The following is a 23,222-nucleotide window of genomic DNA, read 5'->3' on the forward strand; positions in this document are numbered from 1 at the left end:
GCCGTCCCCGCGCAGGGGCGTCAGGGGGCGAGGTCGGCGACCGTCAGGCCCGCCCGCACCGGGAAGACCTCCTCGCCCACCCCCATGTCCTTGAACCCGCTGGACGTGCCTATGCACACCACGGGCCCGTCGAAGTCCCGCCGCAGCTTCCGGTAGCCCGCCAGGCCCGCCGCCCCCGACAACTCCTGCCACACCCCTTGCCGCGCCAGGTCCCGCTGGGCCGCGCGCATCTCCTCGTCCGTGACGAGCACCGCCTCGCCGCCGCTGTCGCGGACCGCCAGCACGCCGCGGTGCCCGCCGACCGACCCCGCGATGCCGTACGCCTCGCTGGCCCCGAGCTCGACGATCGCCGCGGGCGTCCCCTCGGCCAGGGCGCGCGCGTTGGGGCCGCCCGCGGCCGGCTCGCAGGAGAACATCCGCGGCGTCGCCCCGGCCAGCCCGAGCAGCCGCAGCTCGGTGAAGCCCTTCCACGTCCCGAACAACAACTCGGCGTAGCCCGTGGGCGCGAAGACCGCCGCGGGAACCCGTCCGAGCTGCAGGAACAGCTCGTACGCGATCGTCTTGTACCCCTCGGGCCCGTACGGGTGCCCGGTGTGGGTGACCGTCTGGTTGCTGATCGGGTGGTAACCCAGCCGGTCCACGATCTCCCGCAGCAGCGGCCACCGCTCGTCCACCGGTACGGAGTACACCTGGGCCCCGTACGCCCGGACGAACGCCTGCACGCCGGCCGGCGACTGCGCCGAGGCGAGCACGATGGCGGGCAGCCCGGCGCGGGCGGCGTACGCGGCCGTCGAGGCGCCGTGGTTGCCCGACGAGGCCACCACCACGCCGGGCGCGCCCTCGGTCAGGGCCGCGCTGATCGCGACCCGGTTGAGCCGGTCCTTGTGGGACCAGGTCGGGTTCTGCGACTCGTCCTTGAGGTAGATCCCGTCGAACTCCAGCAACGGCGTGCCGCCCTCGCCCAGCGTGGGCGCCTCCAGCGGCGGCAGCAGCGGCGACCAGCGCCCGATGTCCGGCCCCGGCGCCTGGTCGAACAGGCCCTTGTCGAGGCGCGCGTAGTCGTAGACGACCTCGACCGGGTAGGCGATCTCGTCGGTGCTGGTGCGCGGGCAGCCCCTCGTGAGCGGCGGAGACAGCGGGAACTCGATCGAAGGGTCGCCCAGCGAGCGCTGGCGGATGGCAAGCGAAGATCCGTTCACGCGCATGGAGTTTATATGGCTATCATGGTGATATCACTTCGATAGCAAGGAGTCGCGATGGAACGTCGTGCTTTCCGGATCAACGGATTCCTGGTCCTGCTCGTCCTCCTCGTGCTGGCGGGCGGCGCGGCGCTGGTCTCGATCGAGACGCTCGGAATCGCCTGGGTCGTGCTCTTCGCGCTCGCCGCCACCGGCTTCACCGTGGTCAACCCCAACGAGGCGAAGGTCGTGCAGTTCCTCGGCCGCTACGTCGGCACGGTCAAGGTGCCGGGCCTGCAGTGGGTGGCGCCGTTCACCACCAAGCGCCGGATCAGCCTGCGGGTGCGCAACTTCGAGACCGCCAAGCTCAAGGTCAACGACGCCGACGGCAACCCGGTGGAGATCGCCTCGGTGGTGGTCTACAAGGTCAGCGACACGGCCAAGGCCGCCTTCTCCGTCGACGACTACGAGGAGTACATCGCGATCCAGTCCGAGGCCGCGGTGCGCCACCTCGCCACCACGCACCCGTACGACTCGCACGACCCCGAGCGCACCAGCCTGCGCGACGGCGCCGAGGTCGCCGGCGAGCTGACCGCCGAGCTGCGCGAGCGCACCGAGCTGGCCGGGATCGAGATCCTGGAGGCCCGCATCACCCACCTGGCCTACGCGCCCGAGATCGCCCAGGCCATGCTGGTGCGCCAGCAGGCCAGCCAGGTGGTCGCCGCCCGCACCCGGATCGTCGAGGGCGCGGTCGGCATGGTCCAGCTCGCGCTCGACCGGCTGGCCGCCGAGGGGGTCGTGGACCTCGACGAGGAGCGCAAGGCCCAGATGGTCTCCAACCTCCTGGTCGTCCTGTGCGGTGACCGGGCGACTCAGCCGGTGGTGAACACCGGCAGTCTGTATGGCTGAGCGCAAGAAGCTCCTGCTCCGCCTCGACCCGGCCGTCTACGACGCCATCGCCAAGTGGGCGGCCGACGACCTGCGCAGCATCAACGCGCAGATCGAGTTCGCACTGCGGCTGGCGTTGAAGGAGGCCGGGCGGGAGCCGGGCAGGAGCTCTCGCAAGGAAGAGTGAAAACCTGCACACTCTAGACATGTTGTGGGCAGGCAGGACCGCCATCGAGATCGCGACGGCCGTCCGGCGCGGCGACGTCACGGCCACGACCGTCGTTGAGGAGCACCTTCACCGCATCTCGGAACGGGATTCCCGGGTCGGGGCGTTCCGGCTGGTCAGGGAGCGGGCGGTGGACGAGGCGCGGGCCGTCGGGAAACGCCGCGACCTGCCCGACCTGCCGCTCGCCGGGGTCCCGGTGGCGGTCAAGGACAACCTGGAGGTGGCCGGCGAACCCACCCGCGGCGGCTCGGCCGGCACCTCCGACGTCCCCGCCCTGGAGGACCATCCCGCCGTGGCCCGGTTGCGCGCGGCGGGCGCGGTGGTCGTCGGCCTGACGAACCTGCCGGAGCTGGGGCTGGTCGGCTTCGGCGACAGCACGTACGGGATCGTCCGCAACCCCTGGAACCCCGCCCGTACGGCCGGCGGCTCGTCCTCGGGCAGCGCGGCGGCGGTGGCGGCCGGGATGACGCCGATTGCGCTCGGCAACGACGGCATGGGATCGCTGCGCATCCCGGGCGCCTGCTGCGGCGTGCTGGCCGTCAAGCCGGGCACCGGCCTGGTCCCGCCGCCCGCCGACGACTGGGACGGGCTCAGCGAGAACGGCCCGCTCGCCACGACCGCGTCCGACCTGTCGCTCGCGCTGTCCGTCCTGGCCGCCGACCCGGCGCTGGCCGAGGCGTGGCGTACCGGCCGCCGGGTCGAGCCGAAGCCGCGCATGCTCCGCTCGGTCTGGGCGGACGACGACGAGGTGTGGGAGCCCCAGCCGCCCCAGGACAGCCCCGAGCCGTTCGACCTGCGGGTGGCCTACGCCCCGCAGCCGCTGCCCGCCGGACTGCCCGTCGACCGGGAGTTCCAGGCCGCGGTACGGGCGGCGGCCGAGACGTTGCGGCAGGCCGGGCACACGGTCGTCGAGCACCCGCGGCGGCTGCCCGCCTGGCTCGGCCCGGCCACGGTCGCCACCTGGCTCGGCCGGGCCGCCGCCGCGACCGGCGGCCTGGACGCGCGCCTCCTCGAACGCCGCACCCGCGCGCTCGCCCGCGCCGGACGGGTGCTCACCGCGCTCAACCTGGACGGCCGTCGCGGGCGCGAACGCTGGAGCGGCTACGGCGCCGACACCTGGTTCGGCGACGCCGACGTGCTGATCACGCCGGCGCTGGCCGCCCTCCCGCCGCGGGCCGAACGCTGGGGCCGGCGCGGCCTTGTGCGCAACCTGCTGGCCAACGTCAGGTACGCCCCCGCCACCGGCCCCTGGAACATGTGCGGCTGGCCGGCGATCACGGTGCCGGTCGCCACCCACTCCAGCGCGCTGCCGATCGGCGTGCAGCTCGTGGCGCCGCCGGGCGGCGAGCCGCACCTGCTGGCCCTGGCCGCCCAGCTCCAGGCGGCCCACCCGCCGCTGCGGCCGCCCGGTTTCTCCTAGACGCCGGCCGGATGCCAGACGGTCTTGGTCTCCAGGAACCGGGTCATCCGCCCGATCCCCGGATCGGCCGTCCAGTCCTCGTGTACGGGCCGCAGCACGCGCTTGAGGTTCTCGGCCGCCTCCTGCTCGCAGCGCAACGCCAGGTCGGCGTCCTCGACCCCGGTCAGGTCGAGCGCGTTGACGTCCATGTGGGCCGCCAGCCAGGGCGCCAGCTCGGCCTGCCGCCCGGTCAGGACGTTGACCACCCCGCCCGGCAGGTCGGACGTGGCCAGCACCTCGGCCAGCGTGATCGAGGCGAGCGGCGAGGGCTCGGAGGCGACCACGACGCACGTGTTGCCGGTCACGATCACGGGCGCGACCACGGACACCAGCCCGAGCAGCGGATCGGCGGGCGCGACCACGGCCACGACCCCGGTCGGCTCCGGCGAGGACAGGTTGAAGTACGGCCCCGCCACCGGGTTGGCCGCCCCGCGGACCGACGTGATCTTGTCGGACCAGCCCGCGTACCAGACCAGCCGGTCGACCGCCGCGTCCACCGCTTCCAGGGCGGCCTTCTTGCCCGTGCCCAGCTCCTCGGCGAACTGCCCGCGCCGCCCTTCCAGCATCTCGGCGACGCGGTAGAGGATCTGCCCCCTGTTGTAGGCGGTCGCGCCCGACCAGCCGGGGAACGCCTTGCGCGCGGCCACCACGGCGTCGCGCGCGTCCTTGCGCGAGGCGCGTGAGGCGTTGGCGAGGAAGTCACCCTTGGGCGAGGTCACGGGATAGGACCTCCCACTCTCCGAGCGCGGGAAGGCCCCGCCGATGTACAGCTTGTAGGTCTTTCTGACGGACAACCTACTCATCGCCCCGACCTCTCCACGTGGACTCCTGCGACGTCTGAACCGGGGCGAACACCTGGCCGCACCGGCTGACGCCGCAGCGGTGGGCGTACCAGCCGACGCGTACGGGCCGCCCGGCGCGGGCGAAGGCGTGGCCGCGGGTGGCCTGGGCACGCCGCCCGGCCCGCCCGGCACGGCGATGATCACACGTCAAGGTAGGCCTCCAGCCCCGCGAGCCCGCCTTCACGGCCATAGCCCGACTCCTTGTAGCCGCCGAACGGCGAGGTGGGGTCGAACTTGTTGAACGTGTTGGCCCAGACGACCCCGGCCCGCAGGCGGTCGGCCATCCACAGGATGCGCGACCCCTTCTCGGTCCAGACCCCGGCCGACAACCCGTACGGGGTGTTGTTGGCCTTCTCCACGGCCTCGGCGGGCGTGCGGAAGGTCAGCACGGACAACACCGGCCCGAAGATCTCCTCCCGGGCGATCCTGTGGGACAGGGCGACCCCGGTGAACAGGGTCGGCGGGAACCAGTAGCCCCGGTCGGGCAGCTCGCACGCCGGCGACCACCGTTCGGCGCCCTCGTCGGCCCCGGCCTCGGACAGCTCGCGGATCTTGGCGAGCTGCTCGGCCGAGTTGATCGCGCCGATGTCGGTGTTCTTGTCGAGCGGGTCGCCGAGCCGCAGCGTGCCGAGCCGCCGCTTCAGCGACTCCAGCAGCTCGTCGTGGACGGACTCCTGCACCAGCAGCCGGGAGCCCGCGCAGCAGACGTGGCCCTGGTTGAAGAAGATGCCGTTGACGATGCCCTCGACCGCCTGGTCGATGGCCGCGTCCTCGAACACGATGTTGGCGGCCTTGCCGCCGAGCTCCAGCGTGAGCTTCTTGTCGGTGCCCGCGACCGCGCGGGCGATGATCCGGCCGACCTCGGTCGAGCCGGTGAAGGCCACCTTGTTGACGTCGGGGTGGGCCACCACGGCGGCGCCGGTCTCGCCCGCGCCGGTCATGATGTTGACCACGCCGGGCGGCAGCTCGGCCTGCCGGCAGATCTCCGCGAACAGCAGCGCGGTCAGCGGGGTCGTCTCGGCCGGCTTGAGCACGACGGTGTTGCCGCAGGCCAGCGCGGGCGCGACCTTCCAGGCCAGCATGAGCAGCGGGAAGTTCCACGGGATGACCTGGCCGGCCACACCGAGCGGCTTGGTGCCGAACCCTGCGTAGGCCAGCTTGTCGGCCCAGCCCGCGTAGTAGAAGAAGTGGGCCGCGACCAGCGGCACGTCGACGTCGCGGGACTCGCGGATGGGCTTGCCGTTGTCGAGGGATTCCAGGACGGCCAGCTCGCGGGCCCGCTCCTGGATCAGGCGCGCGATGCGGAACAGGTACTTGGCCCGCTCGGCGCCGGGCAGGGCGCTCCACACGCCGAACGCCTTGCGCGCCGCCTGCACGGCCCGGTCGACGTCGTCGGAGGAGGCGGACGCGACTTCCGCCAGCTTCTCCTCGGTCGCCGGGTTGATCGTCTTGAAGGAGGAGCCGGAGCCGTCCACGAACTCACCGTTGATGAACAACCCGTACGACGGCTTCAGATCGACAATGTCGCGCGCCTCTGGCGCGGGTGCGTAGTCGAACATCGGCGTCAGCCCAGGGTGAGGTATAGGGACATCACCTTGCCAGCGTAGACGGTCGGTCCGAGTGCTCAGAGGGGCGCGGAGCCTCTAGGACAGGAGTGACAGGCGATGCGCCGCCGCGGCGGCCTCTCCGCGGGTGGTGACGCCCAGCTTGGCCAGGATGTTCGACACGTGCACGCTCACCGTCTTCGCCGAGATGAACAGTTCGGCGGCGATGTCCCTGTTCGTCCGGCCCTGGGTCACCAGGCGCAGCACCTCCAGCTCGCGCGGCGTCAGCACCTCCGACGTCGCCTCCTGGGCCTGCTGGCCGCCGCCCACGCGGCGTGAGAGCGCCTCGATCTGCTCGACCAGCGGGGTGGCGCGCAGCGCGACGGCCAGCGGGCGCGCCTGCCCGAGCCGGACCGCCGCACCCTCCCTGTCGCCGCTCGTGGCCGCGCAGCCGGCCGCCCGCAGCAGGGCCTTGGCCTGGTTGTGCGGACGCATCAGCCGCTCCCACGCCGCCGCGGAGGCGTCGAAGTCACCGCTGTAGGACAGCCGGTACGCCTCCGCCACCGGCCCGCTGATCGTGAGCTCGGCCGCCACCTCGGCGGCGTGCGCCCGGACCGCGGCGGTACGACCGGGTTCGAGGTCCTCGGCCGCGTCGCAGACCGTGCGCAGCAGCGAGAGCAGCCGCCAGCCCAGCATGGCCTTGCTCGGCAACCGCGGATGCGACAGCGCCCGCTCGGCCACGGCCAGCGCCGCCCACGGCTCGCCCTTGAGCAGGTGCCAGCCGATGTGCAGGCGCGCGTTGCTGATGACGTCCTGGACGAAGTCCTCCGGGCGGTCCTTGAGCACGCCGATCTCCGACAGGATGCCCTCGACGAGCTGCAGCTCGCCCCTGGCCAGCCCGATGTCGGCCCGCACGCGCAGCAGGGCGTACTGGGTGCGCAGGCTGGGGCCGTAGTTGAGCGCGCTCTCCACCAGGTCGAGCGCCTCGTCCCAGCGGCCGAGCGACTCCAGCGCCTCGGCCCAGTTGTTGAGGATGAACAGCCCGCTGCCGCGCAGCCGGCCGTACTTCTTGGCGTACCGCCAGCCTTCCTCCGACAGGCGCAGGGCCTCCTCGGCGCGGCCCATGTCGATCAGGGAGTCGATGTTGTTGCCGATCGCCCTGACGATGATGCGGCCCGAGCCGCCGGCCTTGCCGAGCCCCGTAGCCTGCTCGTTGACGGCGATGACCTGCTCCAGCTCGCCTCTGAGCGAGTGGCCGAGCGCCAGGTTCATCAGCAGGTCGCCTTCGAGGCATCGGTCGCCGGACCGCCTTACCAGGTCGAGCCCTTCGACGATCAGCTCCTCGGCCTCGGCGATGTTGCCGCGGAGCATGAGCTGCCTGCTCAGCGTCATGGCGACCTCCGCGCGCACCGGGCCCGGCTCGGGGACGAGCCGAAGGGCGTGCCTGAGCAGCTCGATCACGCCCATCTGGCCCTTGGACACCTTGAACGACGCCTGCCGCACGATGAGCTGCGCGACCCGGCCGGGTTCCTCGGTCTCGTCCAGCTCGGCCAGGGCGGCCTTGACGAACTTCACGCCCTTGTCCACCTCGCCGCCGGCGTTCGCGGCCTCGGAGGCGCGTTCGAGCACGGCGGTGTGGTCGGCGCCGATGCGCCGGGCGGCGTCGGGGACCCGATCCCAGAGCATGAGCACGCGTTCCAGCAGCGGCACGGCCTCGGTGTAGGCGTACGCCTTGAACGACTTCTGCGCGGCCTCCCAGGCGGAGACCAGGCCCCAGAGGTCGTTGCGGGCGCCGTACCAGTGGTGGGCCAGTTCGAGGGCGGCGCGGCCGGGCGGCACGAGCGTGCGGTCCTTGGAGATCTCCTCGGCGTACCGGGCGTGCAGGCGCTGGTACTCGCCGGGCAGCAGTTCCTCGTGCACGGCCTCCTGGATCAGCGCGTGCCTGAAGACGTAGGCGCGGTTGTCGGCGATCTGCAACACGTTCCCGGCGATGGCGGGCCGCAGGGCCGCCTCCAGGTCGAGGTCGGACAGACCGCTGACGGCGGCCAGCAGCGCGTGGCCGACCCGGTTGCCGCCGGCGGCGGCGATGCGCAGGAGGCGCTGGGTCTCCTCGGGCAGCCGTTCGACGGCGTTGAGTATGAGGTCCTGCATCGACTCGGGGAACGTGCAGTCCTCGCCGCCGTCGAGCAGGGCCTCCACGAACAGCGGGATGCCCTCGCTGCGTTCGTAGACCTTCTGGACCTTCACGTATTCGGGGGCCGCGCCGAGGATGCCGGCCATCTGGGCGGCCACCTCGTCCCGCGACAGGCGGGGCAGATCCAGGCGGTGCACGCCGTTGACCCGGCCGAGCTCGGCCAGGACCGGGCGGAGCGGATGTTGCCGGTGCAGGTCGTCGGAGCGGTAGGTCATGAGGATGAGCACCTGCGGGGCGTGCAGGTTGCGGCTGAGGAAGGCGATCAGATCGCGGCTGGACCGGTCGGCCCAATGGATGTCCTCGATGACGAGGACCGTGGGGCGGCTGTCCGCGAGCCGTTCGAGCAGAGTGAGGAACTGCTCGAAGAGCCGGGCGCGGCCCGTGTCGGTCTCCCCGTCGCCGCTGGGCTCGCCGAACTCCGGCAGCAGCCTGGCCAGATCGCGCTCGGCCCCCTCGGGCAGCAGCGCGGCCACCGCGGCCGGTCCGTGCTCCCTGACGAGTTGCCTGAGCGCGGCGGTGAAGGGCGCGTACGCCAGACCCTCGGTCGACAGCTCCACGCACCCGCCGATCAGCACTTGAGCGCCGTCGGCCAGACAGGACTCGGCGAAGCGCTGCACGAGCCGGCTCTTGCCGACCCCCGCCTCTCCGCCCATCAGCACGGCCGTCACCGTGCCCTTACGTGCCTCGTCGAAGCTCTCCGCGAGAGTGGCGAGCTCCTCCGCCCGCCCGACGAAGACGGGACTCACCGAACGTCCCAGCATGTCGTTCAGCATGCCATGCCCTATCAGTCGCTATCGACGGGTTTAAGGGGGTTCAGAGGCCCGGCCAGGAGCGAGGATATGGCCGGGCTCTCTTGGGACGGTCATGACGAACGGCGCTTGCCGAAGACCGAGCGGCGCCCGGCCTTGTTGCCCTTCATGGCCTCGCGTACGCGGCGGTGCTCGGCGGCGGCCTGCCGGAGCTCGTTGGCGTGGTTCTTCATGAGCTCGTACTCGATCTCGGGGTTCATCATCTTTCTCCTGCACATTTGGTGCGTTCTTCTGACACCTTTAATGCTCGGTCTAAGGCCCGCCCCGGCACATCGGGTGGATGCCTTATCTCCGGGCCTCAGACGGGCGGGACATACCTAGGACCGGACCCCCACCGCCTTAGGCCGCCGTTCCACCCCGGTTTGGAGGTAACGGCCGTGGTCGGCGATGCTGTGAAGGTGTCAACTGTGACTACCTCGCTCGCGGACGTCGCCTCGTCCCACGCGACGCTGCGCGCCTTCCTGCACGGCCTTCCCGGAGTCGACCGGGTGGGCGCCGACCAGCGGGCGGCCATGCTCGGCACCCGTTCCATCAAGACCAGCGCGAAGGCCCAGGCCATCGACCTGGCCATCTCCATGGTCGACCTGACGACGCTCGAAGGCGCCGACACGGCGGGCAAGGTGCGGGCCATGTGCACCAAGGCCGTCCACCCGGGCGGCGGCGCCCCCAAGGTGGCCGCGGTGTGCGTCTATCCCGACATGGTGCCGGTGGCCGTCCAGGCGGTGGGCGGGTCGGGGGTGAAGGTGGCCTCGGTCGCCACCGCGTTCCCCAGCGGGCGTTCCTCGCTGGAGGTCAAGGTGAGCGACACGGCTCTGGCCGTGGCCGCGGGCGCCGACGAGATCGACATGGTGATCGACCGCGGCGCGTTCCTGTCCGGCGACTACACGAAGGTGTTCGAGGAGATCGTCGCGGTCAAGACCGCCTGCGGTCCGGCCCACCTGAAGGTGATCCTGGAGACGGGCGAGCTGGCGACCTACGACAACGTGCGCCGGGCGTCCTGGCTGGCGATGATCGCGGGCGCCGACTTCATCAAGACCTCGACCGGCAAGGTGTCCCCCGCGGCCACGCTGCCGGTGACCCTGATCATGCTGGAGGCGGTGCGCGACTTCCGCGACGCGACCGGCCGCCAGGTGGGCGTGAAGCCGGCCGGCGGCATCCGCACGACCAAGGACGCCATCAAGAACCTGGTGCTGGTCAACGAGACGGCGGGCGACGACTGGCTGACCCCCGACTGGTTCAGGCTGGGCGCGTCCTCGCTGCTCAACGACCTGCTCATGCAGCGCCAGAAGCTCGCCACCGGCCGTTACGCGGGCCCCGACTACTTCACCCTCGACTGACCGCGACGGCCCTCGGGCGGCTCTACGAGGTGTTCGGCGCCGTCGCCAGGCCGGCGGCCGTGCCCGGCTGCCCTCACTGCGTCGAGCCGGGTGCGGGCGCGTGCCTCCTGTCGGGTCCGGTCGCGGCGATCGAGGCCGCGTCCCTGGCCCGGTACGCGGCCAAGGCGCTCACCACGTGGGGCGGCGTGCCCGAGTTCCGCTACTTCCTGCCGCGCCTGCTCGAATGCGCCGCGGCGGACGCCTTCTCCTACCCCGATCCGGAGATCGTCCTCGGCAAGCTCGCCGTCGCGGGCTGGCAGGGCTGGCCGGCCGCCGAACGCGAGGCGATCACCGGCTTCCTGTACGCGTGGTGGCGCGAGACGCTGGGCCGCCATCCGTCCCGTCCGTCCGCCGGCACGGTCCTGTGCGCCCTCGCCGCCGCCGGTCTCGACCTCGCGCCCTGCCTCGACCTCTGGGCCGGGCTGGAGGACGACGCGGCGATCGAGCACCTGCGCGACTTCGTCACCGACGGCCTGTCCGGACGCCGGCTCACCAACGCCTTCTGGGACCGCGGCGCGCCGGCGTACGCACAGGTCCTCGCCTGGCTGACCGAGGGGCCCGCGGCCCGCGCGGTGGAGGCCGCGTTCACCAGGGAGGCCCGGGAGCACGTGCTCGGCCTGCTCGCCGACGTCCACACCGAGATCCGGCACGCGCTGCCGCCGCGTCCCTAGAGGATCGCCTCGACGAGCAGCACGATGCCGAACACCGCGAACGCGGCGGCGGCGCCGTACCGGATGACCTTCTCCGGGAGGTGCTTGCCCATCAGGCGGCCGACGAGGATGGCCAGCGCGTCGGCGGCGACCATGCCCACGGTCGAGCCGATCCAGGTGCCGAACCAGCCGTGCTGCGTGGCCAGGGTGATCGTGGCGAGCATCGTCTTGTCGCCCAGCTCGCTCAGGAAGAACGCCACGGTCACCGCGATCAGGGCGTTCCTGGTCGTACGGCCGGCCTTGCCGGCCTCCTCCTCGGTCAGCTCGTCGCCGCGCAACGTCCAGAGGGCGAACCCGAGGAAGGCCACGCCGGCCACGACGGAGATGGCCGTCTTCGGCAGCGCGTCACCGACCAGGCCGCCCACGGCCACACTCAGCAGGTGGACGACGGCGGTGGCGATCGTGATGCCCGCGATCACGGGCCAAGGCTTGAAACGGGTCGCGAACGTCATCGCCATGAGCTGGCTCTTGTCGCCCAGCTCGGCCACGAAAATGACCGCGAGACTGATCCAGAACGCTTCCAACCGATCCTCTTCCGCGCGACCGGACCGGAAGCGGACACCCAGGGGATCTTCGGGCACGACTTCGGCCCAGCAGCGTCTTCATCGATGACTGCCAGGCCGAAGGTCTCGTCCGCCCGTCAAGGCCCGTGTGACCGGGCGCGATCACGCGCCAGTATGTCGATCACACGATTGGGACTACTCCCCTTCGGAATTTCCAACACACCATAACAGCCCTCATGAGGACTCTGTTCCCGCCGCTACTCCGCCAGCGAGCAGCCGACCAGCACCGGTTCGTTCACCAGCGTGACGCCGAACTTCTCGCGCACCCCGTCGCGCACCTCCGCGGCCAGCCCCAGCAGTTCGGCCGCGGTGGCCGCGCCCGCCGGGTTGGTGAGGGCCAGCGTGTGCTTGGTGGAGATGCGCACCGGACCGCGTTCGTAGCCCTTGGGGAAGCCCGCCTGCTCGATCAACCAGGCCGCGGGCACCTTGACGCGGCCGTCCGGCAGGTCCCAGCGCGGGTGGCCGGGCGCGCGCCCGGCCAGCTCCCCGGCCTCCTCGGCCGTCAGGATCGGGTTGGTGAAGAACGAGCCCGCGCTGCGGCTGTCGGGGTCGGCCGCCGGGTCGAACACCATGCCCTTGCCCCGCCGCAGCCCCAGGACGGCCTCGCGGGCCAGGCCGAGGGACACCTGGGCGCCCAGCTCCACCCCGAGCCGCCCGGCCAGCTCCTGGTAGGCCACCGGCCCGGACATGTCCGACACATCCAGTGCGTACGTCACCGCGAGCACCACGTGCCGCGACAGGTCCCGCTTGAAGGCACTGTCGCGGTAGGAGAACCCGCATTGGCGCGCCTCCAGGTCGACCACCTGCCGGGTGAGCCGGTCGTAGGCCCGTACGCATCTGATGGTCTGGGCGACCTCCTGGCCGTACGCGCCGACGTTCTGGATCGGGGTCGAGCCCACCAGGCCCGGGATGCCGGACATGCACTCGATGCCGGACCAGCCCTCGGCCACGGCGCGTGCGACCAGCGGATCCCAGTCCTGGCCCGCCTCGACCGTGAGCAGCACCTGCTCGCCGTCCCTGGAGACGGTCACGCCCTCGGTCGCCACCTTGACGACCAGCCCGTCGAACCCGTCGTCACCGATCACCACGTTGCTGCCGCCGCCGAGCACGAGGGTCGGCACGCCGTTCATGTCGGCCTCGGCGATCAGCGACACGAGCTGCTCCGCCGTGACCGCCTCGGCGAAGTCGCGGGCGGGGCCGCCCAGGCCCAGGGTGGTGTGCGACGCGAGCATCTCCATGGCCCCCAAGCTTATGAGCCCTTCTCGATGCCCGGCACCCTCCCGGCCCTCCCGGCCCCCGGCCCTGAGTCGCCCAGCCTTGGTCCTGAGCCGCCCGGCCTCGGTCCTGAGTCGCTTCTCCGGCCCGTATGCGGGGGCTCAGCCGCCGATCGCCTGCTCGTCGCGTCGTTCCGAGCCGATCCGGCGGACCGGCAGCGGCCCCTCGGGCACCACCAGCTCGCCCTCCAGCGCGTGGGAGAACTCCAGGTCGGCGTCCGGACCGCGCTCCGCGTCCTCGGGGAACGCCCCCAGCGCCGCCGCCCTGCGCACCGCCATCAGGTCGCACCGCAGCGCCTCCACCCGGCCCGGCTCCCCGGACTCGGCCGCCTGCCACCCCGCCGCCACCGCCCCCTCGACGATGGCCGCCACCAGCGGGGTCAGCGCCTCCCCCGTCAGCACGAGCGAGGTCTCCATCAGCACGTGCACCTCGGACTCGTCCAGCCGCAACAACTTGGTACGGCACTCGCCCCACCCCACCGTGCCCCCGTCCGCACGCGTGGTCTCGGCGACGTGCCAGACCGCGATCCGCTCCGGGTAACGCCCGGCCAGCTCGTCCAGGACGTCCCCCGCACCGTCGATGTTCCCCAGGTCGAGAGCCAGGATCCGCGCGTGCGTATGGTCGATCACCGACTGGACGCAGGTCAGCGCGTCCTCCGGCCGGCCGGCCACCAGCAGTCCCACCGCGACCGTGACGCCCTTGGTCTCGACGCGCTGGCGCTCGGTGTTGACGCCCAGGTCGTCCATGCGGTTGGTGGCGAGGGTGCCGTCCCAGACGCGCTGGGCGTGCAGCATCGTGTATTCGGGGTCGCCGTGCTGGCCGGGGTCGCCGGAGAAGCCCAGCGCGGCGGCGGGGTTCCCGTGCGCGCCGGCGCCTCTGGGCCGGGCCCGCCCGGTGCCGACGCCGGTGGCCGAGCCGCCGGTCGTGTCCCGTCCGGTGCCGGTGCTGCCCGCCACCTGCTCCGGGGGGATGGGACGCAGGTGAGCCGGGGGTTTGGAGTCGGTCACCGACGACACGGGGATGGAACGGACCGTGGGCCAGACCTGTCGCGCAGCTTCACTCATACCAACACGCGCTACCCGCGACCCACCCGACATATCACGGCATCAGGAGACGCGCCCCCGGCACGTCACGGCATCGGGAGACGCGCCCTGCCTGACACAGCAGGGTGTCAGGAGAGCTGCACCACCGCGCGTGCCTGCGAGAGGACCCGCGCGTCGCCCGCCTTGGCCGTCAGCCCGATGACCACCCGCTTGTCCTCAAGCTTCTCCTCCACGACCCCGCTGACCGCAATAGTCGCGCCCTGATCGTCGTCCGGCACGATCACCATCGAGGAGAACCGCACGCCGAAGTCCACCACGGCGCCCGGATCGCCCGCCCAGTCGGTGACGTACCTGGCCGCCTGGGCCATCGTGTACATGCCGTGCGCGATCACGTCGGGCAGCCCGACGGTCCTGGCGAAGCGCTCGTTCCAGTGGATCTGGTTGAAGTCGCCGGAGGCGCCGGCGTACATCACCAGGTTCAGCCTGCGCACGTTGTAGTCCGCCGCCGGGAGCTCCTGCCCGACCTCGACCTCGTCGTACCTCACCGTGGCCGCCATCTCAGCCCGCCCCTCCGCGCTCGACGACCGTGTTGTAGGTCGTACAGACCGGCTCGCCCGTGACCGTCGTCACGTCGCTCCTGATGGTCAGCAGCTCGTTGCGGCCCGCGCTCCTGATATCGGTGATCGTCGCGATGGTGAACAGCTCGTCGCCCGCGCAGATCGGCCTGACGTACTCGAACCGCTGCTCGCCGTGGACCACCATCGCCAGGTTCAGGCCCAGCTCGGGGTCGACCAGCGCCTCGCCGCCCGCCTGGAGGCTGAACACGATGGGGAACGTGGGCGGCGCGATCACATCGGGATACCCGACGGCCCTGGCGGCCTCCCTGTCGCGGTAGACCGGGTTGTTGTCACCGATCGCGGCCGCGAACTCCTTGATCTTCACCCGGCTGACCTCGTACGGGGCGGCGGATGGGTACGTCCTGCCCACGAAGTCACGGTTCAAGGCCATCAGTGCTCCCTCGTACGTGTTCACCGAACTGTCTTCACCGAGCGCTGCTGAGGCAGACGGTAACAGAACAAGGTTCGGCTGTCGCCGGGGATGGGACGCTTTTTGCCGGGGCCCGGGTCAGCGCCGAGGCAGGGCCCTCAAAGCAGGTGAAACACGACGAACCGGCGCCCTGCAGAGGACGCCGGTTGTGCGATGTGGAGACAGAAGTACCGCTATCGAGTCTCGCGGTGCGCGCGGTGGCAGCGGCAGTTCGGGCAGTACTTCTTCAGCTCAAGCCGATCCGGGTCGTTGCGCCGGTTCTTCCGCGTGATGTAGTTGCGGTGCTTGCACTCCTGGCAGGCCAGCGTGATCTTCGGCCTAACGTCGGTGGCAGCCACTTGGGAGTGCCTTTCTACGTTCGGGACATGGACACACCCGTGCCCAGGCCGACCGACCTGGGATTGGGTAGTAGCGGAGGCCGGACTTGAACCGGCGACACAACGATTATGAGCCGTTTGCTCTGCCTGACTGAGCTACTCCGCCTTGGCCGGAAACTCCCGGCCCGTAGAGGATACCCGAAGCGGGGAGCACATTAGTAACTCACCTGATCGGGTGGGGTGCTACCAGTATGCCCCAGGAACCTCCGACAATCGAAATCCGACCATGCCACCTAGGTCTCGCCTGGGGAATCACCTGCGGAGGCCAACGTCACACTAGCAGCCGCCCCCTCCCCAGGCGAACGCACGCGCTGGGCCGAGAACGCCCGTCGGGCAGCCGTACGACCGCGAACGGACACCCGCGCCGGCGGCGGGAGGGGACGGGAGGGGACGGCGCAGCGGGCACCCGGGCGGCGGCGTAAGGGGACACACACCACCCGGGCGCCCGAGCAAATGGCGGCAAGCCCCGGCACACCCCCGCAAGACCAAGCCTCCGCCGCCCGTAGGGCTACGCCTGGCCTTGCCGCATGGCCGAGCCTTCGCCGCCCATAGGGCTACGCCCCGCGTTCGTCGACGCCGACGGCGCCCACTCCGCTGCCCCAGCTGGCGCATTTGCCCTCGGAGCGGCCCGAGGCGCCGGGCCCGAGCGTGACCCACGGGCCCACGACGTCCGGGCTCCAGCCGCAGGTGATCACGGCGCGGTACACCCAGGTCTGGCCGGTGGGGTTGTGGCAGTCGGCCCGGCCGACGTAGGAGTCCTCCGGGGCCCGGCCGCTGTTGCACTGCAGGGAGCCGGCGGACGCGGGGGCGGCCGGGATGACGAGGCCGGAAAGGGCGGCGGCGATACCGGCGGCAAGGGCCAGTTTCCTGTTCATGTCGTCTTCCTCTTCTGCTCAGGAATCGGCGCTGGTGAGCGCCCGAATGCCAGGAAAGCGGCCAGATGCCGGTGTCCAACAGGACGGCGGACATGCTCGTCCGCAGTCGTCCATATGTGAGCCTGGCCCGGACGCCACTGAAATCCCCCCGGACACGCTCGGTCATCGTTCGTACACTGTCGGACAGAGGAAGCCGGTCGGGAGAGGGGCGATGGGCGAGGACCAGGAAGGCGCGGAACCCGGCGTCGAATCCGTGAACTGCCATGAGGGCCTGGTGAGGCTCCTGGCCGAGCAGTTCGCGCGGGCCGACGTGTCGCTGCGGGAGCTTCAGGCACGGGCCGACAGAGCGGGCGGCCCCCGCCTTCCCCGGGCAACCTGCGCGGACATGCTGGCCGGGCGACGATTCCCCAAAAAGGCGGTGATGGTGACGTTCCTGCGAGCGTGTGGGGTGCCCGAACACCGGGTGCCCGAATGGGAACGGGCGTGGGAACGCGTACGGCTTGCCCGCATGCCTCCCACGAACTACCAACTCGCCCAGACCGTCCTGTCCACGATCAACCACCCCCCGGACGCCTTCACCCCGTCGGCCGGCGCCCTGCCCCGGCCGGGCATCACCCCCCTCGAAGGCCCCACCCGCGCCAGCACCACCCCCCTTGAAGACTTCACCCCGGGCGCCGCGTCGCTCTGGGACCTCACCCGGCCCGCCGCCGTACCCCTCGGCGGGCTCCCCGGCGCCGCGCCCCTCGAAGACCTCGGCCAGGGCACCGCGCCTCCTGAAGGCGTCTCCCTGCCCGCCGGGGGCGTGCCCCCCGAAAGGAGCGATCCCCCCGCAGACCCCCAGATGGCAGGCAGCGGCACGCATCCGCTCGGCCGTCCTCCCGCCGACGACGTTCTCCCGATCGGCGGGCTTCCGGTCGGCGTGGTCGTGGCCGCCGCCCCCATGACCGGCGGATTCCCTGTCACCGCGCCCACACTCGGCGGCGAACTGGCCGTTCCGGGAGGCGGCGGGGCCGGGCTGCGGGAGTGGGGGCGGCGACGGGCGGCCGGGACGGCGGCCCTGGTGGTGGCCGGAGCCGTGGGGGTCGGTGTGGCGGTCGGGTGGTGGGCGGCGCCGCGACAGGCCGATCCCGTCACTCAAGGCCGTTCGGTCTCGGACGACGGCCGCGCGTTCGGGCCCGGAGGTTCGAGCCGGTTCGCGGTGACCGTCGATCCCGCCAACACCGGCGTACGCCTGATCCGCCGCCTGGACGCCGGCATCGCCATGCAGCAGGCCGCCATCACCGTGAACGGCTCCCCGGCCGGCTCCTGGCACCCGCTGCCCGTCGAGAACACCTACCGCTGGCGCGACCAGACCGTCGACCTGCCTCCGGCGCTGACCACGGGCCGGCGTTCCCTGACCGTGGTCAACAGCTTCGTCTCCTCCTCCCTCGACTTCAACGAGTTCCTCTACGTCGTCAAGCAGCAGGTGAAGGGCGTCTGGTCGATCGCGGACACCGTGGACGTGGGGCCGTACCACACCACCAGCGAGGCCGCCCACGACTACCGGCTCACCGGCCCCCAGACCTTCGCCGACACCCGCCACTTCGCCTACGCACCCCTGGACGGCACCACCTGAACCACGGGTCGGCACACAAGAGGCGAGTCACGGGGGCCGCCATGTGAGAACCCCGGACGTTTCCCAACGTCCGGGGTTCTCAGGGCAACCAACCCTTGTAAGCCCTACTGCCCCACAGTCCGCCTTATATGCTTTTGTCCGTTTTGTAGCGCAAGGACAGCGGAAGACGTCGGGAAACGAAAAACGCCCGAGTCCGAGATTTCTCGGATCGGGCGTTTAGCCTGCTCAAACTGGGAGCCCCCAAACGGAATCGAACCGTTGACCTTCTCCTTACCATGGAGACGCTCTGCCGACTGAGCTATAGGGGCCTGTCCGCTCGCTGCGGACAGGTGTAACCATACACGGCACTCACCCATGATGCGAACTCGTACGGGCCTCCATGGCGTGGCCGGATCGGCGGCGGGCGGCGAGGTCGACCACCTCGCACAGGTCGGCCAGGTCGACGTGCCCGGCCACCTCCTCGACCGAACGGCAGTCGGCGACCAGCCACCCGTTCCTGCGCACCCGCAGCACCTGGCGGCCCGCCCGCATCACCGGCACCACCTCGACACCGTCGAGGCCGACCCATCGCCTGTCCATAGCGGCACACATTAGCCGCCGGGTCTCTCATTTTCCGCCACGCCACAACCGTTACACCCATGCCAAGTCGGCACCAAGAAGTGTCTAAGAGCCGTGCCGCACGCTGGGGGCCACACGACAAGAGGAGTACCGAAATGGCACCCAACATGCTCGGCTTCCGCATCACGCACCGGGCCATGCGCGCCGACACCCGCCGCCTGGCGGAGGTGATGAGCGCGATCGCCGCCGGAGAGGAGCAGGCCGGTCAGGAGCGGTTGCGGGCGATCACGACGTTCACCGCGAAGCTGTGCGCGGGCATCCACCACCATCACCAGGCGGAGGACAACGTGCTCTGGCCGGTCATCGTCCGTTCGGCGGGCGCGGAGGTGGACCTGAGCGACCTGACCGACGACCACGCGGCGCTCGACCCGCTGCTGGAGGAGATCACGACGGCCGCGGCGCAGCTCGGCGGCGACGGGCAGGCGGCACGGCGGATGGCCAAGTCCCTGGCCTCCCTGGCCGACCTGCTGGACGAGCACATCGAGGAGGAGGAACGCCTGATCTTCCCGGTCGTCGCCACGTACGTGTCGGAGGAGGACTGGGCCAAGGTCGAGGCCGAGGTACGGAAGGGCGGTGACGCCAGGTTCGACCTGCCGAGGATCGCCCAGTACGCGCGGCCGGAGGAGATGGCCGAGCTGCGGCGGCTGGCGGGGCCGGTGCTCGTGGTGCTGCTCGCGCTCATGAAGCGCGGCCACCGGCGCCGCCAGGAGCTCATCTTCGGCACGCGGTGAGAGGCCCGTCCCCCGCGGGAGCACCCCGTAGGGGGGTTTGAGGCGGTGCTCAGTGGGGGGACCGGCGGCGGGCCGCCTCGGCCCAGTGCGGGGAGCCGACGCGGTCGGCGACCTTCAGGGCCTGCGCGTAGTGGTCGTCGGCCGGCAGCCCCAGAAGCCTCGCCAGGTCGCCGAGGACCAGCGCGACCGGCCCCAGCGTGATCGACCCGCTGCTCATCCCCGCCAGCTCCCCTTCCCAGGGCAGCAGGGTCCGGTAGGAGCGTTCGGCGACCTCGCGGTCCCCCAGGGCGACGGCGGTCTGGCCGCGCATCGCCTGCCACATCAGCCAGTAGTAGTTGCGCGGCAGCCAGGCGTCGGGCCGCCACACCCGCCGGGCGGCCTCCAGGTCGCCCGCGGCGGCCAGCGCCCCGGCGTAGATCTCGTGCATGGTGTCGCTGTTCACGCGGTCCCGGATGGCGGCCAGCTCGTCGAGGGAGTCGCGCGCGTTCCCGCGGGCCATCCGCACGGCGAACCTGGCCAGCGCGCCCATGGCCCGCGCGTTGACCCCGCCGCGCTCGGCCATCTGCTCGGTGAGCCCGGTGTAGACGGCCTCGGCCTCGTCGAACTCGCCCCCGACCAGCTTCCGCAGCGCGCCGAACAGTGTGAGGATCGTCAGGGACATGCCGAGCTGGCCGCTGGTGGACACCGCGACGCCGCTGTCGGCGTGCCGCCGGGCGGCCTCCAGGTCCGTACGGCCGAGCGCGGCCATGAGCAGCGCGCAGTGGCCGAGCGTGAGGTAGCCGACAAGCCGGTGGGTACGGCCCAGCTCCAGCAGCTCGGCGCCGACGGCCTCCAGCTCGTCCCGGCGTTCGGGGCTGAGCAGCGCGAAGTAGCGGGCGTTGAGCGCCAGGCAGAGCAGGTCGGGACGGCCGAGGCGGCGGGCCAGGGCCAGGGCCTCGGCACCGGCGGCGTCCACGCGGTCGTCGTCGTGCCCCTCCAGCTCGAACACGAGCGTGGCCAGCAGCCGGCAACGCGTCTCGTCGTCGGGCCCGGCGGCCAGCTCGCTCTCCACGGCCGCGATGAAGTCCCGGTTGTAGAGGGAGTCGACCTGGATCGTCCAGACGACCGGGGCTTCGTACGAGGTCAGCGCGCGGGCGAGGCAGCCGCGGGCGGCGGCCGGCTCGATCGCCCGCGACCTGGCGGCCAAGGCGCCCAGCACGTCGCCGGCGTGCCCGAGCGCCGACACCAGGCCGCACAGCAGGTCGAGCCGGGTCTCGTCGTCGTCCGCGAACTCCAGCGCGGCCCGCCACAGCGCCGCCGCCTCGCGGTGCGCGTACAGGCCCGACGCCTGTACGGCCGCCGCCCTGGCGTACCGCACGGCGCTCGGAGCGGCCGCCTCCAGCGCGTGGTGCGCCAGCGCCGCCACGTCGTTCGGACGCAGCCGCTCCAGCACCGACACCACCCGCCCGTGCAGCCTGGTACGGCGGATCCGCGCGGTGTCCTCGTACAGGGCCTGCCTGACCAGGACGTGCGTGAACCTGATCCGTCCCGGGCCCGGCTCGGCCAGCAGGCCCGTCATGACCCCGGCCTCCAGGCCGTCGAAGACGGTGTCCTCGTCGCCGTCGTGCAGCGCGATCAGCACGTCCACGTCGGCGTCCCGGCCGACGACGGCGGCGTTGCGCAGCACGGTCTGGGCGGTCGCGGGCAGGCGGGTGATGCGGCGGCGGATGAGATCGCGTACGCCGGGCGGCAGCGCCTCGGCGGCCCCCGGCCCTTCGGAGGCCAGCAGGCGGGCGATCTCGCAGACGAACAGCGGGTTGCCGAGCGTGCGTTCCAGGACCGTGCGGACGGTGGCGGGGTCGAGGCCGGTGCGTTCGGAGTGGCGTTCGAGCAGCGTGGCGACGGCGGTCTCGTCGAGGCCGGCGAGCTCCACGTGCCTGCTGCCGGTGGCGAGCGCGGCCAGGGTGGCGGACAGGTCCTCGGTGGTCTCGGCCGGGCGGTAGGTGGCGACGACCAGGATCCGCGCGGCGGGGTCGAGGTGGCGCAGCAGGTGCAGGGTCTCGCCGTCGGCCCGGTGCACGTCTTCGAGCACCACGAGCAGGGGCGCGCAGCCCGCCAGGTAACCGGCCACGGCCCTGGCGAGCTGGAACTGGTTCTGGATCGCGACGCCGTCGTTCAGGAGGGGGGCCAGGCGGGCCGCGTCGGCGGGGGCGGGCGGCCGTACGGCGACGAGCTGCCGGACGATCTCGCTCCAGGCCCAGGCGGGCGGCGCGTCACCGTCGATCTCCGGGCAGCGGCCGAACGCGACCCGCCACCCGCGCTCGGCCTGCTCGGCCGCGAACGCCTCGGCCAGCGCGCTCTTGCCCGCGCCCGGCTCGCCGCCCAGCCAGACGGTGCTCCGGACGGGCCGGGCGGCCTCCTCCCGCAGTACGGCCAGCTCGCGGGCCCGGCCCACGATCGAGGGCTCCTGCCTGGCCGCGGGGCGTTCCTGGACGCGTTCGACGACCTCGGGCGCGTGCAGGGAGTCGGCCTGGCGGAGAATGTCCTGTTCGAGCGTGCGCAGCGCGGGGCCGGGATCGACGCCGAGCTCCTCGGCCAGGTTCTCGCGGGCCTGGCGCAACACGGCCAGCGCCTCGGCCTGGCTGCCCGAGCGGTAGTGGGCCAGGGCCAGCAGGCGTACGGCGTTCTCGCGCAGCGGGTGGGCGTCGGCGTGGGCGCCCAGTTCCGGGACGACCTCGGCGTGGCGGCCCATCAGCAGCGCGGCCTCGGCGCGGTACTCGACGGCGATGAGCCTGAGCTCGGCGCTTCTGGCCGACTCGGGCGCGGCCCACTCCTCGGCGAACTCGGCGTACGCGGGGCCCGTCCACAGGTCGAGTGTCTGGTCGAGCAGGTCGTGCGCGACGGCGCCCGCGCCGCGTTTCAGGGCCGCGCCGGCCGCGTCGATGAGGCCGGGCAGCCGCCAGGCGTCCACGGCCTCGTCGGGCAGGCAGAGCCGGTAGCCGGGCGGGGCGCTGACGATCACGCCGGCGGGGGCGCGCGGCGGGCGGTCGGGTTCGAGCACGCGGCGCAGGTTCGACACGTAGACCTGGAGCGCGGCCAGCGCCTTGGGCGGCGGCTGCCCCTGCCACAGGTCCTCGATGAACCGGTCGGTCGAGACGACCTGGCCGTCCGCGGCGATCAGGCGGGCGAGCACGGCACGCTGCCTGGCGGAACCGAGGTCGAGCCGGCGGCCGTCCAGGGAGGCGTGGAGCGGTCCAAGGATGTGTAACTGGAGCATGGCACCCTATTTTCAGTACCGGTAGAAGCCCGCAAAGTCCGATCTTCGCCCGATATCGTCAATGCGCACCGAGGCCCCCGTCTCAGGTGCGTTCATCATCTTGCCACGACCCAGATAGATGCCCACATGGTGCGTCTTGATCTTATTTTTCGTGATTTTTCCGAAGAAGACTAAGTCGCCAGGGCGGCCCGCCGCGACGGGCCGCATCCTGCGCACGTGGTCGTCGGTGTTCCCGGGCCCGAGCACGTCCGTGCCGTGGGCCAGGGCGTACACCCATCGGGCCAGGCCGGAGCAGTCGAGGCCGCGGGTCCGCGCGGCCGGGCAGGGCTTGATCCGGCCGCTGTAGCCCTGACAGGTGCCCTTCGTGGGGCCGGGCCGGGCGCCGTGGCCCCCGCCCCACGAGTACGTGATGTCGTACCGCTCGATCTCGTACGAGAGGCGGACGATCCGGTCCGGCACGAAGGTGGACAGCGGCATGGACGCCGTGGCGGTCAGGAGGACGACCAGCAGGAGTCCCAGCAGGACGGCCGGCGTGTTCACCGCCAGGACCAGCCGCCGCCGCGCCACCCGTTTCTCCTTTATGCCGAGATCCCGGG

The 23,222-nt window shown here is 71.9% G+C and carries 22 protein-coding genes and 2 tRNA genes; 7 read left to right on the forward strand and 17 right to left on the reverse strand.

The window, feature by feature from the left end:
• Nucleotides 1–20: 20 nt before the first annotated feature.
• Nucleotides 21–1,199 (reverse strand): threonine synthase, encoded by a 1,179-nt coding sequence (locus IEZ27_RS38560; RefSeq protein WP_229824736.1) that lies wholly within the window; start codon nt 1,197–1,199, stop codon nt 21–23.
• Between the two features lie 57 nt (nt 1,200–1,256).
• Between IEZ27_RS38560 and IEZ27_RS38565 the strand changes: the two genes are divergently transcribed.
• Genes IEZ27_RS38565 through IEZ27_RS38575 form a run of 3 tightly spaced genes read left to right on the forward strand, consistent with a single transcriptional unit; the run spans nt 1,257 to nt 3,712 of the window.
• Nucleotides 1,257–2,087 carry an SPFH domain-containing protein gene (locus tag IEZ27_RS38565; protein WP_189651796.1) on the forward strand — a complete coding sequence of 277 codons (831 nt, stop codon included), beginning with the start codon at nt 1,257–1,259 and terminating at the stop codon, nt 2,085–2,087.
• The gene (locus tag IEZ27_RS38570) at nt 2,080–2,253 is read left to right on the forward strand and encodes a hypothetical protein (RefSeq protein ID WP_185845077.1); all 174 of its coding nucleotides are present in this window, start codon (nt 2,080–2,082) and stop codon (nt 2,251–2,253) included. The genes IEZ27_RS38565 and IEZ27_RS38570 overlap by 8 nt, the downstream gene beginning before the upstream one ends.
• Nucleotides 2,254–2,272: 19 nt before the next feature.
• On the forward strand, nt 2,273–3,712 hold the full coding sequence (locus IEZ27_RS38575; protein WP_189651797.1) for an amidase: 1,440 nt from the start codon (nt 2,273–2,275) through the stop codon (nt 3,710–3,712).
• Here the strand turns inward: IEZ27_RS38575 and IEZ27_RS38580 are convergent.
• From IEZ27_RS38580 to IEZ27_RS38595, 4 genes are all read right to left on the reverse strand, one after another.
• Entirely contained in the window at nt 3,709–4,554 is an 846-nt protein-coding gene (locus IEZ27_RS38580) for an aldehyde dehydrogenase family protein (RefSeq protein WP_189651798.1), read from the reverse strand. The two genes, IEZ27_RS38575 and IEZ27_RS38580, sit on opposite strands and share 4 nt — an antisense overlap.
• 179 nt (nt 4,555–4,733) lie before the next feature.
• The gene (locus IEZ27_RS38585) at nt 4,734–6,152 is read right to left on the reverse strand and encodes an aldehyde dehydrogenase family protein (RefSeq protein WP_189651799.1); all 1,419 of its coding nucleotides are present in this window, start codon (nt 6,150–6,152) and stop codon (nt 4,734–4,736) included.
• Nucleotides 6,153–6,236: 84 nt separating this feature from the next.
• The gene (locus tag IEZ27_RS55380; RefSeq protein WP_308427337.1) at nt 6,237–9,092 is read right to left on the reverse strand and encodes a helix-turn-helix transcriptional regulator; all 2,856 of its coding nucleotides are present in this window, start codon (nt 9,090–9,092) and stop codon (nt 6,237–6,239) included.
• 101 nt (nt 9,093–9,193) lie between these two features.
• A complete protein-coding gene (locus IEZ27_RS38595; protein WP_189651801.1) occupies nt 9,194–9,340 on the reverse strand; it encodes a hypothetical protein in 147 nt (48 codons plus the stop codon).
• A gap of 207 nt (nt 9,341–9,547) precedes the next feature.
• Between IEZ27_RS38595 and deoC the strand changes: the two genes are divergently transcribed.
• On the forward strand, nt 9,548–10,477 hold the full coding sequence (deoC, locus tag IEZ27_RS38600; RefSeq protein ID WP_189651802.1) for a deoxyribose-phosphate aldolase: 930 nt from the start codon (nt 9,548–9,550) through the stop codon (nt 10,475–10,477).
• 29 nt (nt 10,478–10,506) lie between these two features.
• Nucleotides 10,507–11,187 (forward strand): hypothetical protein, encoded by a 681-nt coding sequence (locus IEZ27_RS38605; RefSeq protein WP_189651803.1) that lies wholly within the window; start codon nt 10,507–10,509, stop codon nt 11,185–11,187.
• Here the strand turns inward: IEZ27_RS38605 and IEZ27_RS38610 are convergent.
• From IEZ27_RS38610 to IEZ27_RS38645, 8 genes are all read right to left on the reverse strand, one after another.
• Nucleotides 11,184–11,750 carry a TMEM165/GDT1 family protein gene (locus IEZ27_RS38610; RefSeq protein ID WP_125643453.1) on the reverse strand — a complete coding sequence of 189 codons (567 nt, stop codon included), beginning with the start codon at nt 11,748–11,750 and terminating at the stop codon, nt 11,184–11,186. The two genes, IEZ27_RS38605 and IEZ27_RS38610, sit on opposite strands and share 4 nt — an antisense overlap.
• A gap of 236 nt (nt 11,751–11,986) precedes the next feature.
• Nucleotides 11,987–13,027 (reverse strand): UDP-N-acetylmuramate dehydrogenase, encoded by a 1,041-nt coding sequence (locus tag IEZ27_RS38615; RefSeq protein WP_189651804.1) that lies wholly within the window; start codon nt 13,025–13,027, stop codon nt 11,987–11,989.
• A 138-nt stretch (nt 13,028–13,165) separates the two neighbouring features.
• Entirely contained in the window at nt 13,166–14,128 is a 963-nt protein-coding gene (locus IEZ27_RS38620; RefSeq protein ID WP_189651805.1) for a hypothetical protein, read from the reverse strand.
• Nucleotides 14,129–14,235: 107 nt separating this feature from the next.
• Complete coding sequence (locus IEZ27_RS38625; protein ID WP_189651806.1) at nt 14,236–14,664, reverse strand: MaoC family dehydratase; 429 nt, start codon at nt 14,662–14,664, stop codon at nt 14,236–14,238.
• 1 nt (nt 14,665) lies between these two features.
• Complete coding sequence (locus tag IEZ27_RS38630) at nt 14,666–15,115, reverse strand: MaoC family dehydratase N-terminal domain-containing protein (protein WP_189651807.1); 450 nt, start codon at nt 15,113–15,115, stop codon at nt 14,666–14,668.
• Between the two features lie 212 nt (nt 15,116–15,327).
• Nucleotides 15,328–15,492, reverse strand: coding sequence for a 50S ribosomal protein L33 (gene rpmG, locus IEZ27_RS38635; RefSeq protein ID WP_019632658.1), 165 nt, complete (start codon nt 15,490–15,492; stop codon nt 15,328–15,330).
• A 71-nt stretch (nt 15,493–15,563) separates the two neighbouring features.
• A tRNA-Met gene (locus IEZ27_RS38640) sits at nt 15,564–15,637 on the reverse strand.
• Nucleotides 15,638–16,085: 448 nt separating this feature from the next.
• On the reverse strand, nt 16,086–16,406 hold the full coding sequence (locus IEZ27_RS38645; RefSeq protein ID WP_189651808.1) for a hypothetical protein: 321 nt from the start codon (nt 16,404–16,406) through the stop codon (nt 16,086–16,088).
• Between the two features lie 211 nt (nt 16,407–16,617).
• Here IEZ27_RS38645 and IEZ27_RS38650 point away from each other — a divergent pair, with 211 nt between their 5' ends.
• The gene (locus IEZ27_RS38650; protein WP_189651809.1) at nt 16,618–18,021 is read left to right on the forward strand and encodes a hypothetical protein; all 1,404 of its coding nucleotides are present in this window, start codon (nt 16,618–16,620) and stop codon (nt 18,019–18,021) included.
• 235 nt (nt 18,022–18,256) lie between these two features.
• On the opposite strand, the gene IEZ27_RS38655 is transcribed toward IEZ27_RS38650, so the two are convergent.
• Nucleotides 18,257–18,329, reverse strand: a tRNA-Thr gene (locus IEZ27_RS38655).
• Between the two features lie 40 nt (nt 18,330–18,369).
• A complete protein-coding gene (locus IEZ27_RS38660; RefSeq protein WP_189651810.1) occupies nt 18,370–18,600 on the reverse strand; it encodes a transposase in 231 nt (76 codons plus the stop codon).
• 134 nt (nt 18,601–18,734) lie between these two features.
• Here IEZ27_RS38660 and IEZ27_RS38665 point away from each other — a divergent pair, with 134 nt between their 5' ends.
• On the forward strand, nt 18,735–19,370 hold the full coding sequence (locus IEZ27_RS38665; protein ID WP_189651811.1) for a hemerythrin domain-containing protein: 636 nt from the start codon (nt 18,735–18,737) through the stop codon (nt 19,368–19,370).
• A 49-nt stretch (nt 19,371–19,419) separates the two neighbouring features.
• Here IEZ27_RS38665 and IEZ27_RS38670 read toward each other — a convergent pair whose 3' ends face one another.
• Both IEZ27_RS38670 and IEZ27_RS38675 read right to left on the reverse strand, forming a co-directional pair.
• On the reverse strand, nt 19,420–22,626 hold the full coding sequence (locus IEZ27_RS38670) for a BTAD domain-containing putative transcriptional regulator (RefSeq protein ID WP_189651812.1): 3,207 nt from the start codon (nt 22,624–22,626) through the stop codon (nt 19,420–19,422).
• Nucleotides 22,627–22,638: 12 nt separating this feature from the next.
• Nucleotides 22,639–23,193, reverse strand: coding sequence for a C40 family peptidase (locus IEZ27_RS38675; RefSeq protein WP_189651813.1), 555 nt, complete (start codon nt 23,191–23,193; stop codon nt 22,639–22,641).
• Nucleotides 23,194–23,222: the final 29 nt, after the last annotated feature.

It is taken from the genome of Nonomuraea spiralis (assembly GCF_014648435.1).
GTDB classification, from domain to species: Bacteria; Actinomycetota; Actinomycetes; order Streptosporangiales; family Streptosporangiaceae; genus Nonomuraea; species Nonomuraea spiralis.

What these genes read in the sequence shown, in the direction of transcription:
- IEZ27_RS38565 (WP_189651796.1), top strand. Translation starts at nt 1,257, where the DNA reads ATGGAACGTCGTGCTTTCCGGATCAACGGATTCCTGGTCCTGCTCGTC.
- IEZ27_RS38580 (WP_189651798.1), bottom strand. Translation starts at nt 4,554, where the DNA reads ATGAGTAGGTTGTCCGTCAGAAAGACCTACAAGCTGTACATCGGCGGG.
- IEZ27_RS38665 (WP_189651811.1), top strand. Translation starts at nt 18,735, where the DNA reads ATGGCACCCAACATGCTCGGCTTCCGCATCACGCACCGGGCCATGCGC.
- IEZ27_RS38620 (WP_189651805.1), bottom strand. Translation starts at nt 14,128, where the DNA reads ATGAGTGAAGCTGCGCGACAGGTCTGGCCCACGGTCCGTTCCATCCCC.
- IEZ27_RS55380 (WP_308427337.1), bottom strand. Translation starts at nt 9,092, where the DNA reads ATGCTGGGACGTTCGGTGAGTCCCGTCTTCGTCGGGCGGGCGGAGGAG.
- IEZ27_RS38585 (WP_189651799.1), bottom strand. Translation starts at nt 6,152, where the DNA reads ATGTTCGACTACGCACCCGCGCCAGAGGCGCGCGACATTGTCGATCTG.
- IEZ27_RS38645 (WP_189651808.1), bottom strand. Translation starts at nt 16,406, where the DNA reads ATGAACAGGAAACTGGCCCTTGCCGCCGGTATCGCCGCCGCCCTTTCC.
- IEZ27_RS38625 (WP_189651806.1), bottom strand. Translation starts at nt 14,664, where the DNA reads ATGGCGGCCACGGTGAGGTACGACGAGGTCGAGGTCGGGCAGGAGCTC.
- IEZ27_RS38670 (WP_189651812.1), bottom strand. Translation starts at nt 22,626, where the DNA reads ATGCTCCAGTTACACATCCTTGGACCGCTCCACGCCTCCCTGGACGGC.
- IEZ27_RS38615 (WP_189651804.1), bottom strand. Translation starts at nt 13,027, where the DNA reads ATGGAGATGCTCGCGTCGCACACCACCCTGGGCCTGGGCGGCCCCGCC.
- IEZ27_RS38630 (WP_189651807.1), bottom strand. Translation starts at nt 15,115, where the DNA reads ATGGCCTTGAACCGTGACTTCGTGGGCAGGACGTACCCATCCGCCGCC.
- IEZ27_RS38595 (WP_189651801.1), bottom strand. Translation starts at nt 9,340, where the DNA reads ATGAACCCCGAGATCGAGTACGAGCTCATGAAGAACCACGCCAACGAG.
- IEZ27_RS38570 (WP_185845077.1), top strand. Translation starts at nt 2,080, where the DNA reads ATGGCTGAGCGCAAGAAGCTCCTGCTCCGCCTCGACCCGGCCGTCTAC.
- IEZ27_RS38575 (WP_189651797.1), top strand. Translation starts at nt 2,273, where the DNA reads ATGTTGTGGGCAGGCAGGACCGCCATCGAGATCGCGACGGCCGTCCGG.
- IEZ27_RS38650 (WP_189651809.1), top strand. Translation starts at nt 16,618, where the DNA reads ATGGGCGAGGACCAGGAAGGCGCGGAACCCGGCGTCGAATCCGTGAAC.
- IEZ27_RS38660 (WP_189651810.1), bottom strand. Translation starts at nt 18,600, where the DNA reads ATGGACAGGCGATGGGTCGGCCTCGACGGTGTCGAGGTGGTGCCGGTG.